The organism is Kribbella sp. NPDC051936 (assembly GCF_040680955.1).
Classification (GTDB): domain Bacteria; phylum Actinomycetota; class Actinomycetes; order Propionibacteriales; family Kribbellaceae; genus Kribbella.
The window spans coordinates 277,972-290,660 of record NZ_JBFAXS010000009.1 but is presented as its reverse complement, the minus strand read 5'-3'; the positions used below and the strand labels follow the sequence as shown (position 1 = coordinate 290,660).

General features: G+C 69.7%; 14 protein-coding genes. 7 read left to right on the top strand and 7 right to left on the bottom strand.

All coding sequences use genetic code 11. The annotated features are described in order from the left end of the window. Positions 1-1,038 (bottom strand): hydroxyacid dehydrogenase, encoded by a 1,038-nt coding sequence (locus AB0L64_RS31740; RefSeq protein WP_363716099.1) that lies wholly within the window; start codon positions 1,036-1,038, stop codon positions 1-3. A 96-nt stretch (positions 1,039-1,134) separates the two neighbouring features. Between AB0L64_RS31740 and AB0L64_RS31735 the strand changes: the two genes are divergently transcribed. From AB0L64_RS31735 to AB0L64_RS31725, 3 genes are read left to right on the top strand one after another with little or no spacing between them, the layout of a single operon-like run. Further along, positions 1,135-2,043, top strand: a complete 909-nt coding sequence (locus tag AB0L64_RS31735) for a LysR substrate-binding domain-containing protein (RefSeq protein WP_363716097.1) — start codon at positions 1,135-1,137, stop codon at positions 2,041-2,043. Between the two features lie 17 nt (positions 2,044-2,060). Then, positions 2,061-3,005: an SDR family NAD(P)-dependent oxidoreductase gene (locus AB0L64_RS31730; RefSeq protein WP_363716095.1), complete on the top strand. Its 945-nt coding sequence runs from the start codon at positions 2,061-2,063 to the stop codon at positions 3,003-3,005. 23 nt (positions 3,006-3,028) lie between these two features. Continuing rightward, positions 3,029-3,835, top strand: coding sequence for a putative protein N(5)-glutamine methyltransferase (locus AB0L64_RS31725; protein ID WP_363716093.1), 807 nt, complete (start codon positions 3,029-3,031; stop codon positions 3,833-3,835). Here AB0L64_RS31725 and AB0L64_RS31720 read toward each other — a convergent pair. Next, on the bottom strand, positions 3,792-5,750 hold the full coding sequence (locus tag AB0L64_RS31720) for a translation factor GTPase family protein (protein ID WP_363716091.1): 1,959 nt from the start codon (positions 5,748-5,750) through the stop codon (positions 3,792-3,794). The two genes, AB0L64_RS31725 and AB0L64_RS31720, sit on opposite strands and share 44 nt — an antisense overlap. A gap of 195 nt (positions 5,751-5,945) precedes the next feature. Here AB0L64_RS31720 and AB0L64_RS31715 point away from each other — a divergent pair, with 195 nt between their 5' ends. The 3 genes from AB0L64_RS31715 (at position 5,946) to AB0L64_RS31705 (ending at position 8,573) form a co-directional block, all read left to right on the top strand. Beyond that, on the top strand, positions 5,946-6,704 hold the full coding sequence (locus tag AB0L64_RS31715; protein WP_363716089.1) for a DinB family protein: 759 nt from the start codon (positions 5,946-5,948) through the stop codon (positions 6,702-6,704). Between the two features lie 9 nt (positions 6,705-6,713). Next, complete coding sequence (locus AB0L64_RS31710; protein WP_363716087.1) at positions 6,714-7,304, top strand: VOC family protein; 591 nt, start codon at positions 6,714-6,716, stop codon at positions 7,302-7,304. A gap of 207 nt (positions 7,305-7,511) precedes the next feature. Then, a complete protein-coding gene (locus AB0L64_RS31705) occupies positions 7,512-8,573 on the top strand; it encodes a small ribosomal subunit Rsm22 family protein (protein ID WP_363716085.1) in 1,062 nt (353 codons plus the stop codon). Here the strand turns inward: AB0L64_RS31705 and AB0L64_RS31700 are convergent. Continuing rightward, positions 8,465-8,785, bottom strand: a complete 321-nt coding sequence (locus AB0L64_RS31700) for a nuclear transport factor 2 family protein (protein WP_363716083.1) — start codon at positions 8,783-8,785, stop codon at positions 8,465-8,467. The genes AB0L64_RS31705 and AB0L64_RS31700 overlap by 109 nt on opposite strands. Before the next feature lie 167 nt (positions 8,786-8,952). Here AB0L64_RS31700 and AB0L64_RS31695 point away from each other — a divergent pair, with 167 nt between their 5' ends. Beyond that, on the top strand, positions 8,953-9,753 hold the full coding sequence (locus tag AB0L64_RS31695) for a MerR family transcriptional regulator (RefSeq protein WP_363716081.1): 801 nt from the start codon (positions 8,953-8,955) through the stop codon (positions 9,751-9,753). On the opposite strand, the gene AB0L64_RS31690 is transcribed toward AB0L64_RS31695, so the two are convergent. The 4 genes from AB0L64_RS31690 to AB0L64_RS31675 form a co-directional block, all read right to left on the bottom strand. Then, complete coding sequence (locus tag AB0L64_RS31690; protein WP_363716079.1) at positions 9,754-10,515, bottom strand: SDR family oxidoreductase; 762 nt, start codon at positions 10,513-10,515, stop codon at positions 9,754-9,756. A gap of 69 nt (positions 10,516-10,584) precedes the next feature. After that, positions 10,585-11,457, bottom strand: coding sequence for an AraC family transcriptional regulator (locus AB0L64_RS31685; RefSeq protein ID WP_363716458.1), 873 nt, complete (start codon positions 11,455-11,457; stop codon positions 10,585-10,587). Positions 11,458-11,462: 5 nt separating this feature from the next. After that, the gene (locus tag AB0L64_RS31680; RefSeq protein WP_363716077.1) at positions 11,463-12,254 is read right to left on the bottom strand and encodes an alpha/beta hydrolase; all 792 of its coding nucleotides are present in this window, start codon (positions 12,252-12,254) and stop codon (positions 11,463-11,465) included. Beyond that, the gene (locus AB0L64_RS31675) at positions 12,251-12,679 is read right to left on the bottom strand and encodes a VOC family protein (protein ID WP_363716075.1); all 429 of its coding nucleotides are present in this window, start codon (positions 12,677-12,679) and stop codon (positions 12,251-12,253) included. The genes AB0L64_RS31680 and AB0L64_RS31675 overlap by 4 nt, the downstream gene beginning before the upstream one ends. Positions 12,680-12,689 lie beyond the last annotated feature (10 nt).

Below are 12,689 nucleotides of genomic sequence, written 5' to 3'. Positions count from 1 at the left end.
TCACGCGGCGATCGACCAGAGCGTCGGGTCCACGAAGCTGGGCCCGCGGCTGCCGTCTTCGAGCCACTTGAGGGCGTCGCGGATCACGTAGCCCGCGAGAGCGAGATGGCCCTCGGCGGTGTCGCCTGCGATATGCGGGGTGAGCAGCAGGTTCGGGGACTCCAGCGTTTCCGCGTCGAACGACGGCGGCTCGGGGTCGTAGACGTCCAGGGCCGCAGAGATCCGCCCGGCGAGCGCGTGGTCGAGCAGGGCCTGCTGGTCGATCGCCGGACCGCGCGACGAGTTGACCACGACAGCGCCGTCGGGCAGGTTCTCGATCAGCTCGCGGGAGATCATGCCTTGCGTCTCGGGCACGTTCGGGACGTGGATCGACACGAAGGTGCTCGCTGCCGCCTCGGGGAGTTCGGCCCGCCGTACGCCGAGCTCGGCGGCGCGCTCGGCGCTCAGGTACGGGTCGTGGACGACGAGGTCGCAGCCGAACGGCGCGAGCAACGTGATCAGCGCTCGCGCCGTGCTGCTCGCGCCGATGATGCCGACCTTCGCACCGGCCAGTTCGTGACCGCGGAATGTGGTCTGCTTCCAGCCGCCGCTGCGGATCGCTCCGTCGAATCTGGGCAGCCGCCGGGCGAGGGTGAGCATCGACGCCAGGCAGTACTCGCCGACCGACCAGGCGATCCGAGGACCCGCCGAGAACACCCCGACGCCCTGGTCGAGGATGACGGGATCGATGAGGTTCTTCACCGTGCCGGCCGCGTGCGCCACCACCTTCGGGCCGTTGCCGTCGGCCCACAGCTCCTTGTCCAGGTGCGGCGTACCCCAGCTGGTCAGCAGTACGTCGGCGCCTTCGGCGAGGGCCGGTACGGCGTCCGGGGCGACCGCCGGAGGCTTCGCGGGCGACCCGGGCCCGGCGGTGTGGTCGGCAGTCGCCCAGACCACCTCGAACCGCTCCTCCAAAAGCTGTCGAGTGCTCGCGTCGACGACATCCGTCGCACGGTCCGGGGACATCAGGGCGGCAAGTCTGGGCGCAGGATTCGGCACCGTGAGGACTCCTTCAGCTCGAGGTAGCCACAACGGTAGGCGCTTTCCGTTATGCAGGTCCAAACCCATTTACGTATGGACCGATACCGTGCTTGCATGGCGACCATGGACTTGTCGCTGCAACAGCTCCGCGGGTTCGTCGCGGTCGCCGAGGAGCTGCACTACGGGCGTGCGGCGCAGCGCCTCAACCTGACCCAGCCGCCGCTGACCCGGCAGATCCAGGGCCTCGAACGCACGCTCGACGTCCGCCTGTTCGACCGCACCGGCCGCGGCGTCCGCCTGACCGCGGCCGGGGGAGTCTTCCTCGAGCACGCCCGCCGGGTGCTGGCGCTGCTGGACGTCGCGCCCGAGGCGACCCGCCGCGCCGCGGACGGCACCACCGGGACGCTGCGGCTCGCGTTCACCGCGATCGGCGCGTACGCCGTACTCGCCGACTTCCTGACCATGGTCGGGAAACGGACGCCCGGGGTGACGGCGGAGCTGACCGAGCTGGTGAGTCCGGCCCAGTTCGAGGCGCTGGCGAACCTCGAGATCGACCTCGGGCTGGTGCGGCCGCCGATCCCGGCGCAGTTCGAGTCGCTGCTGGTGCACTCCGAGGACCTGGTGCTCGCCGTACCGGCCGCGCATCCGCTGGCCGGCGGCGACCGTCCGGTGTCGCTGGGGGACGTGACCGACGACTACATCGGGTACAGCCCGGAGGGATCGCAATACTTGCACGACATCTGCGCGGCGATGATCGGGATGGATCGGTACGCCGTCAGCCAGCTCGCGTCGCAGGTGCCGACGATGCTCGCCCTGGTCCGCGCCGGCCTGGGGTGTGCGTTGATCCCGCGCTCGATCATGGCGATGGGCGTCGACGGCGTCCGGTACCGGGAGCTGGATGCGGCCGACGCGCACTCGGTGACGTTGCACGCCTGCTGGAGCCCGGACAACCCGAACCCGGCGCTGCAGCGGCTGGCGGAGTCGCTGCGCGCCGATCCGCACTTGACTTGGAGCGAGCTCTAATTCGTAGGCTCGAACCCATGAGTGGACAACACAAGATCGGCTCGGGTTTCGGGCACGACAGCACCGCGGACGAGGTCCTGGCCGGGATCGACCTGACCGGCAAGCTGGCGATCGTCACCGGCGGGTATTCCGGTCTCGGCCTGGAGACCACCAAGGCGCTCGCCCGCGCGGGCGCCCACGTCGTCGTGCCGGCCCGACGTCCGGACGCGGCGCGCGAGATCCTCGGCGACCTCGCCGAAGTCGACGAACTGGACCTCGGCTCGCTGGACGGCGTCGAGGCGTTCGCCGGGCGGTTCCTCGCGTCGGGCCGTCCGGTCGACATCGTGATCGACAACGCGGCGATCATGGCCAGCCCGGAGACCCGGGTCGGGCCGGGCTGGGAGGCGCAGTTCGCGACCAACCACCTCGGGCACTTCGCGCTGGTGAACCGGCTGTGGCCGGCGATCGCGGCCGACGGCGGCGGCCGCGTCGTGTCCGTGTCGTCGACCGGGCACCGGCGGTCGGACATCCGGTGGGACGACCTGGAGTTCCGGCTCGGGTACGACAAGTGGGAGGCGTACGGGCAGGCGAAGACCGCGAACGTGCTGTTCGCCGTCCAGCTCGATGCCCTCGGCAAGGACTTCGGTGTCCGGGCGTTCGCGCTGCACCCGGGCGGCATCCTCACGCCGCTGCAGCGGCACCTGACCCGCGAGGAGATGGTCGGCTACGGCTGGATCGACGAGGACGGCAACCCGTTGAACCCCGGCTTCAAGAGTCCCGAGCAGGGCGCGGCGACGCAGGTGTGGGCGGCGACGTCACCCCAGCTCGACGGGATCGGCGGCGTGTTCCTGGAGGACTGCGAGGTCGCCGAGGTGTCGACCGACGACACCCCCGGCGTGCGGCCGTACGCGATCGATCCCCGGTCGGCCGAGCGGCTCTGGACCGTCTCGGCAGAGCTCACCGGAGTGAACGCGTTCGGCTAGTCTGTGGTCGTCGAAGGGGATCGGTGGCTGTTTCTTCATTCGAGCTCGACGGGATCGTCGAGCGGCTGCGGGCGTCCGGGTGCGTGTTCGCCGAGGACGAGGCGGCGTTGATCGCCGGGGCCGCACGGGACGCGGCCGAGTTGGACGCGATGGTCGAGCAGCGGGTCGCCGGACAGCCGTTGGAGTACGTCGTGGGCTGGGCGTCGTTCCGCGGGCTGCGCATCGCCGTCGATCCCGGTGTGTTCATCCCGCGCCGGCGGACCGAGTTCCTGGTCGGCGAGGCGCTACGGGTGACTGTCGCGGGTTCGGTCGTGGTGGACCTGTGCTGTGGCGCCGGGGCATTGGGCGCAGCGGTGGCGGCTGAGCTTGAGGTGTCGTTGTACGCCGCCGACATCGAGCCGGCCGCGGTGCAGTGCGCTCGCCGGAACCTGCCGCCTGAGTCCGTCTATGAGGGTGACCTGTTCGACGCGCTGCCGGTGCGGCTGCGCGGGCAGGTCGACGTACTGCTGGCGAACGTTCCGTATGTTCCGACGGACGAGATCCGGTTGCTGCCGTCGGAGGCGCGGCTGTATGAGCCGCACGTGACGCTGGACGGTGGTGCGGACGGTCTGGCTGTCCTGCGTCGGGTGGCTGCCGGCGCCGCGGAATGGTTGGCGCCCGGCGGTCACCTCTTCGTCGAGGTGAGTGAAAGTCAGGCTCCGACGGCGCGTGCGGTGCTGGTCTCGGCGGGGCTCGTCGCCGAGGTCGTTACGGACGACGACCTCGGCGCGAACGTGGTGCACGGGATCAGACCCGCCGCTGGACGTGCAGGAGATACTCCCGGCGGTTGAGCGGGTCGTGGTCGGTGCGCGGGCGCTCCGGGATCGGGCCGGTCACCGGCTGGTAGCGCTCGAACCCAGACTCCAGGACGCCCTCGCCGCGGGTGAGAGCGGGGAGCTGCTGCTCGAGCTCGTACACCGCAGCGGCGGGGATTTCTCCCTCCAGAGTTGAGGTTTCCGCAGCCAGCGCCGGCACCTGCGGGATCGCCCGGAGCCGGGCGAGTGCCGCCAGTACGGCGCGGGTCGTGTCGGTCGGGATCTCCAGCCGGAAGCGGTGCATCGGCTCCTGCACCGTCGTGCCGGCCTGCTGGAGTGCGGTCATCAGCACCAGCGGCGTGAGGAACCGGAAGTCACCGGCCGTGCTGGACATGCTCTTGTCGAACACGGCGTGGGCGTGACTCTGGCGGGCGGAGTATCCCGAGTGCGTCATCACGACGCGGGCGTCGGGGATCTGCCAGCCGTGGATGCCCTGGTGCAGGGTTTCGCGGACGGTTTCCTCGACGGCCTTGATGAACGCGTACGGCATCGAGCCGAGTTCGACCTCGAGTTCGAAGCTGACGCCGGCGTTCACGGGCGCCGGTTCGACGCGGAGCCCGACGGTCGCGAGGAACGGGTTCGCGTCCTTCTTGTTGAACTCGACCGCCGCGCCCGTCCCGTCGATCCGCTCGACGCAGATGGTCGTCGTCTCCCGGAAGTCCACCTCGATGCCGAAGTCGGTGGCCAGCGTGGATTCGATGACCTCCTTCTGCACCTCGCCGTACAGCGAGACGTAGGTTTCCTGCCGCAGGTCGTCCTGGCGGAGGTTGATCAGCGGGTCCTGCTCGGCGAGCTGGGTGAGCGCGACGCGCAGGTTGCCCTTGTCGGACGGCTTCCGCGGCGTGACGACCGTTTCGAGCGTCGGCGGGGCGAACGCGTGGGCGTTGCGTCGCGCCGTTGTGGACGTGGTCCGCGGATCGGTCACAGCGTCGCCGATCCGGATGTCGGCGAGCCCCCAGAAACGCCCGATCCGGCCGGCGCGGATCGTGCTCGCGGGGCCGTCGCCGACAACCTCGAGCGCGGTGATCTTGCCGTCGGTGTCGCCGTACCGGACACGCTCGCGGACGTGGGCGGCGCCCGAGAATATCCGCACGTATGCGATCTTCTCGCCGGCCGGTCCGCGCTCGACCTTGAACACGGTGCCGTCGAGCGGCTCGCCGTCGGTGCGGGCGCGGGGGAGCAGCTCCCGGATCCCGTCGGTGAGGTCCTCCGTGCCGGCGCCGGTGATCGCCGACCCGAAGTACACCGGGTGGACGATCGCCCGGTGTGTCTGTGCCGCGAGTGCCTCGTCCAGGGACAGCGGCTCGTTGTCGACGTACCGCGCGAGGAGCTCGTCGTCGTGCCGGGTGAGGACCTCCAGGAGCGTGTCCTCCTGGACGATGGGCTTGAACGTCGCCTCGGGGGTGCCGGGGTGTGCTGCTTCGCCCATCGGGACGATCTCGCGGGTGAGCTTGGCGGCGATCTGCCGCAGTACGCCGTCGTACTGCGCGCCGGGCCGGTCGAGCTTGTTCACGAAGATCAGGGTCGGGATGCGCAGGCGTTGCAGGGTGCGCATGAGGACGCGGGTCTGCGCCTGCACCCCCTCCACCGCGGAGACGACCAGAACCGCGCCGTCGAGCACGCTCAGCGCACGCTCCACCTCGGCGATGAAGTCCGGGTGTCCCGGGGTGTCGATCAGGTTGACGGTCAGATCGCCCAGCGCGAACGAGGCGACAGCCGTCTTGATCGTGATCCCCCGCTGCCGCTCGAGCGCGAGCGAGTCGGTCTGGGTGTTCCCGTCATCGACACTGCCGACCTCGTCGATGACTCCGGCGGCGTAGAGCAGCCGCTCGGTCAGGCTGGTCTTCCCGGCGTCAACATGCGCCAGAATTCCGAGGTTCAGTACTTCCACGCAGCTTCATGTCCTTCGAACAGATGTCAGTGGTCTCCGCGACAGACATGAAGCGAGGTCGCATGACGGACTCCTTAACGTGACACCTGTTCTTCGGTACGCCCCGAGTACACCAACCCCTTCCACCCCCGGACAAACTATTTAGCTCCCGCCTACACCTTCTCGCTGCCGCGCGAGTTCTGGGACGCTGGCGGCGTGAGTGAGTTCAAGGCGCAGGATCTGAGTGGGGCTGTGTTTCGCGACGTCGATCTGAGTGGGGCCCGGTTCGAGAATGTGGATCTGAGTGGGGCGACGGTTCGTGGGGCGCGGTTGGTCGATGTGTCGCTCGACGGTGAGATCCGGAATCTGTCGGTGTGGGGTGTGGATGTCGTGCCGCTGGTCGACGCGGAGCTCAACCGGCTGTACCCGGGGCGTGAGCGGATGCGGCCGACGGACGCGGACGGGTATCGCGAGGCGTGGGATCTGCTGGAGCAGTTGTGGGGGGAGACCGTGGCGAAGGCGCGTCGGCTGCCGCCGGAGCTGTTGCACGAGTCGGTGGACGGCGAGTGGTCGTTCGTCGAGACGCTGCGCCATCTCGCGTTCGCGACCGACGCCTGGGTACGGCGTGCGGTGCTCGGCGTGCCTGAGCCGTGGGACCCGCTCGACCTGCCCCACGACGAGATGCGCGACACGCCACCCGTACCGCGGGACCGGAGCGCTCGTCCGTCGCTCGACGAGGTACTCGCGCTGCGCAGCGGCCGGGCGGCGACCGTACGGGCGTTGCTCGCCGGCCTGACCGACGAGCAACTGACCGAGCACACGACACCTGTTCCCGGACCGGGCTACCCGGCGTCCGAGAGTTACGTCGTCGGCGAGTGCCTCGGCACGATCCTCGCCGAGGAGTTCGAGCATCGCCGGTACGCCGAGCGCGATCTCGCGACGCTGCAGGCCCGAACTGTCGGTACCGGGACGTAGCCTCGGGGCATGGTGGTTGAGACCGAAGTGGCGGACTGGCGGCGGCTCGCGCAGTCGTTGCATGCGAGATTCCTGATCGACGCCTACGTGGACGGCGCGCGGTTCGTGGCCGCGGTGGGGGAGGCGTGCCAGGACGCCGTGCCCGAGGTGCGGCTCGGCGCGTCGTTCGTGGATGTCGCGACCAGGGACGCGGAGCTCGCGGCGCGGATCAGCTCGATCGCGGTCGAGCACGGTCTGACCGCCGACCCGACCGCCGTGTCGCAGCTCGAGGTCGCGCTGGACACGGCGGACCTGGTCGAGCTCGGTCCGTTCTGGGCGGCGGTGCTGACCGGCAGCACGGAAGCTTTCACGGGCAACGACATCATCGACCCGACGGGACGGGTCGCGAACCTGTGGTTCCAGGGGACGAAGCCGCACGAGGAGCCGCGCCAACGGTTCCACCTCGACCTGTGGCTGCCACCGGAGGTCGTGCCCGGGCGGATCGAGGCAGCGCTTGCCGCCGGCGGCAAGGTCGTGTACGACGAGGAGGCGCCCGCGTTCATCGTGCTCGCCGATCCGCAGGGCAACAAGGTCTGCCTGTGTACGTCGGAGGGCCGCTGACCTCTGTTATCGTCGAGCTGAATCGAGGAGGTGTGTGATGGCTTGGAAGGTTGTCCGGTTCCGCGCCGTTCCCTCCCCGGCTGCTGCCCGCTGACGGGCTGACAGCTTTCTTCTCCGGACCGATCGGTGCGTCGCGGCGTCTGGCCGCGGATCACGTGCGCGCTCAGACAGCCGCGCACTCCGTGCCGATCGAACCGGAGCTTCCGCATGTCCTCCGTGGACACCCAACTTCATGCTGCCCTCGCACGCGCCGTCGCCGGCGTCCCCCAGCACGAACTACGCCGCCGCGTAGCCGCTGTCTCACACCGCTATCGCACCGAACAGGTCGACGACGCAACCCCCGGAATGAGCGATCCACTCGACGCCCTCGCGTACGCCGTGGTCCGGATGCCGGCGACGTTCCGCGCGCTGTACGTGGCCTTGTCGATGGCCGAGCATCACCTCGACGCACCCTTCACCACGCAGCTGGACCTCGGCGGCGGGACAGGCGCCGCCGCCTGGGCTGCCGCCGCACTGTGGCCCGCGATCACGACCGAGATCGTCGAGCGTCAATCGGCCGCGATCCGCCTCGGCAAGCATCTTGCCGAGGGCAACTTCGCGCGGAACTGGCGCTGGACACCCGCCGACCTCCGGAACTGGAGCGCGCCGGGACCGGTCGATCTGGTCACCATCGGATACGTCCTGAACGAACTCGCCGCTGACCGCCGCGACGACCTGATCCGGGCCGCGGCGCAGTCCGCGACCACGATCGTCCTGGTTGAACCAGGCACTCCGGGCGGTCACCGCCGGACGCTCGCTGCTCGCGACCTGCTGACCGCTCAGGGGTTTACGATCGCGGCGCCCTGCCCGCACCAAGGCCCCTGCCCGATCGACTGGTGCCACTTCGCGGCGCGCCTGCCACGCACCGAACTCCACCGGATCCTGAAGGACGGCACCCGCAACTACGAGGACGAGAAGTTCGCGTACCTCGTCGCGACCCGGCGCTCGGTGCGCACGGCCGCGGCGCGGGTGCTGACCCGGCCGACGCGCCGCAAGGGCCAGGTCGTCCTCGACCTGTGCACCCCCGGACGGTACGGCGGACCGCGTCGTCGTACCGAAGTCGTCGCCGTCGTATCGCCGCGCCCGGGACGCGGCGTGGGGTGCGGCGTGGGGTGCGGAGCTCAGGCGATGATGAGCCGGCTGATCAGTCCGTCCACGATGGTGAAGGTGAAGTCGAGGTCGACGGTTCCACCCGGAAAGTTGCCCTCGAGGTGGTGGGTCGCGACGTAGGTGTGCTCGTCGACCTGCCGGGTGCTGGTGAGCTCGGTCGTGTAGCTGTACTCGCTCGCCGACCTCGCCAGCCAGGCCCGGATCTCGTCGCGGCCGCGATAGGTCTTGCCGTCGTCGGTGACCTCGGCGTCGTCGGCGTACCAGCGCATCGCCGCCGGCACGTTCCGGGTGACATGACCGATCAGGTATTTCGTGATGGTGTCAGGCAACACAGGTGCTCCTCAGATGGTGGGGCGGTGCCGGCGTCGATGATGTGGTTGGCGCTCGTGGTTCGGATCGCGCCGGGCGATGAGATTCATACCGGCGACGGTGCCGTCTCCCGCCGGGGGAGACGCAAGGAGTTGACTCTCTCCCCGGGAGAGGGTGCAGGCTGAACGACGTGCGCAGCGGGCTGACGATCGGCGAGTTTGCGCGGGCGACCCATCTGAGTGTGCGCACGCTGCGGCGGTACCACGAGAGCGGGCTGCTCGAGCCGGCGACGGTCGACGCGTCCAGCGGCTACCGCTACTACACCGTCGACCAGATCCCGTCCGCGCAGGTCATCCACCGGCTGCGCGAGCTCGACGTACCGCTGGCCGAGGTCGCCGCGATCATCGCGACCGACGACCCGGACCGGCGTGCGGATCTCGTCGCCGTCCATCTCGACCGCTTGCAGGAGACGCTCGAGCGGACCCGGGCGGCTGTCACCTCACTGCAACAGCTGCTCCGGCCCGCTCCGGGGGATCTCCAGGTCGAGCTCCGCACGGAGCCCGCGCGATTGGTTGCCGGTATCACCGGCATCCTGAGCCTGGACGGAGTCCTGCAGTGGTACGACGGGGCGATGGCCGAGCTCGACGCCGCCGTCGCCGAGCCGCTCGGTCCGCCCGGCGGGCAGTACGACAACGACCTGTTCGCCGCGGGACGCGGGAGAGTCCTGGTCTACTACCCGGTGGCGGACGCGCCGTCGTACGGTCGGGTGCGGCCGGTCGAGTTGCCCGCCGTCGAGCTCGCGGCCACGGTTCACCACGGGTCTCACGACGACATCGACGTCACCTACGGCCGGCTCGCGACCTGGGTGCACGAGCACGCGCTGGCCGTCGCCGGCCCGGTGCAGGAGACGTACACGGTCCGCCCGCAGGACGACCCCGACCCGACGGCCTGGCGCACCGGCATCGCCTGGCCTGTCTTCCGGGTCAGCTGATCAGAGCTCGTAGCCGCCGGACGCCTCGACGGTCTGGGCGGTGATCCACCCGGCGTCCGGGGAGCCGAGGAACGCGATGACCTTGCCGAGGTCGTCGGACTCGCCGATCCGGCCGAGGGCGGTGCGCTCGGCGATCGGCGGGATCAGCTCGGGGTGCTGCGCGAACGCGTCGTCGCCCAGCCGGGTCCGGGTCACGCCGGGCGCGACCGCGTTGACGCGGATCCCGCGGGTGCTCAGCTCCTTGGCGAGGTAGCGGGTCAGGACGATTTGCGCGCCCTTGACGCTGGCGTAGACCGAGTAGCCGGGCGTCGGGCGCGCCGACTCGAGGGCCGACGTACTGGTCGTGAAGACGATCGCGCCGTGGTCGGCGATCAACGGCAACAGCGTCTGGGTGAGGAAGTACGGGCCTTTGAGGTGGACGTTCACCATCTGGTCGAACAGCTCCTCGGTGGTGTCGTCGAACATGACCGGCGGCTGCCCGACACCGGCGTTGCTGACGAGTACGTCGAACGAGGTGCGGTCCCAGCCCCGCAGTACGTCGGTCAGCGCGGCGCGGAACGCGTCGAACGTTTCGGGGCGGGCGACGTCGAGCGGCAGCGCCACCGCCGTACCGCCGTCCTTCTCGATCCGCTCGACCGTCTCCAGGGCGCGTTCGCGGCCGCCGCGGTAGGTGACGACGACGGCCGTGCCGCGCTTCGCGAGCTCGAAGGCCGCGCCCTGGCCGATACCGGAACTTCCGCCGGTGATGACAGCTACATGCATGATCGTGCACAACTCCTAATGGTCAGGATCAGGTACCTGACCAGTACACGCGTCATACAAGGGAAGGTGTTAGACCAATGCTCGCGGCGACTTGCCTGATCCTGCTCGATCGCGACTCGGCGGCATCCCGAACTCCCGCCGGTACTCGCGGCTGAACTGGGACGGGCTGTCGTATCCGACGGCGTACCCGGCGCTGGTCACGTCCTCGCCGAGCCCGACCAGGCGCAGCCGGGCCTCCTGCAGCCGGATCTTCTTCTGGAACTGGATCGGGGTCAGCTCGGTCACGGTCCGGAAGTGCCGGTGGAAGGCCGACGTGCTCAGGCCGGCCATCGCGGCGAGGTCCTCGACGCGGAACGGCTCGGTGTAGTGGTCGCGGATCCACCGGATGACGCGCGCGACGTGCGACAGGCTGCTGTCGGCCAGGCCGATGTCGCGGACGGCGGCTCCCTGCGGGCTGCGGAGCAGGCGCCACAGGATCTCGCGCTGTACGAGCGGTGCGAGGACGGGCGCGTCGTCCGGCTCGTCGACCAGGCGGAGGAGACGAATCATCGCGTCGATCACTTCGGCCGATGCGCGGCTCACGGTCAGACCGCGGACCGGCCCAGGTTTGTCCGCCGCGTCGAGCAGAAGCGCAGCGATCGCCTCGGGTCGAAGCTCGAGCCCGACCCCGAGGCACGGCGCGTCCGGCGACGCCTCGACGAAGTGCCCGGTCACCGGCAGGTCGACGGAGACGACGAGGTAGTCACCGGCGCCGTACTCGAAGACCTGCTCGCCGAGCGCCAACCGCTTCCGTCCCTGCGCCACCAGCGCGAAAGTCGGCGTCGCCAGACTCGCCGCCGGCGGGGTGGTTGCCGTCACCACCGACACCAGCAGCCCTTCGACAACTTGTTCACGCCCAGACGCCCGGACGATCAGCTCACGTAACTCCGCCAGACCTGGCATGGCCGTCACGCATCGAGGAACGTGGTGACCGCGCCGAGGACGAGCGGCGTGCGGGCGAGGCCGGTGAAGTGGGTGGTGCCGGGAAAGATCGCGAGCTGGGAGGCGGGGACGCCGACGAAGTCCCCGTTGACGTCGCCGCCGCGGAGCTGGTGGAAGCGGACGACATGCTCGAGCTTCACCGCATCGGCATCGCCGAAGGTGAGCAACGTCGGGGCCTGGATGCCGCGGATGTCGTCGTCGGACCAGCCGGAGGTGCCGCGGTCGTACGCGCCGAGCTTGTCGAGCAGCGTCTGCAGGTGGTCGTGATCGGGGTGCGGCGACTTCGCCAGGTAGTCGGCCTCCATCGGCGTACCGGCGATCATCTCGACCTTCATCGAGCCGACCGCGGCCGCGTTCTCCTCGCGGTCGCCCGACGGGTTGAAGGAGACCGACGAGATGACGGCCTTGCGCACCAGCTCGGGATACTCGATCGCGAGGTACAGGGCGACCGCGCCGCCGACGCTGAACCCGAACAGGTCGACCCTCGGTACGTCGAGACGTGCCAGCAGCCCCACCACGTCGGACGCCAGTTCCGCCGTACCCAGCGGGCGGTCGATGTCGTTCGTGTACCCGTGCCCCTGGAAGTCGGTCGCGATCACCTGCCGCCGGGCCGACAGCCCGTCGATCAGTTCCCCGAACTGCAGGTCGATGTTGAACAGGCCGCCGTGCAGCAACAGCAGGGGCGTACCGCCTTCGCCGTGCACTTCGTAGTACATGCGCAGGCCGTTCACGTCGGCGTACCCAGTCTGCTTGCTCACGGTTCTCCCACCAGTAGACAGAACGGATGCCCCGCCGGATCGGCCAGGACGTACAGCGGCTCGCCCTCGTCGTCGGACCGGTCATGCAGAACCGTGGCACCGAGCTCTTCGGCCCGCTGCCGATGCCGCTCGAGCTCCGCAGCCGACGGTACTGCGTAGTCGATGTGCAGCTGCATCGGCACCTCGGACGACGGCCAGGTGGACGGCGGCAGCGCGTCGACCTGCTGGATCGCGAGCTGCCGGTTGCCGTCGTCGTCCACCAGCACGAGCCAGTCGGCGTCATCCGGCGTACCGTCGACCGGCGGTTCGTCGCCCGGCCGGTACTGCAGGCCGAGCAGAACCCGGTAGAACTCAGCAAGCCCGCGCGCGTCGGTCGTGTCCAGAGCCGTGTGCATGCGGCGCGGATACAGCTCCTCGAGGCTCATGCCGACCGAG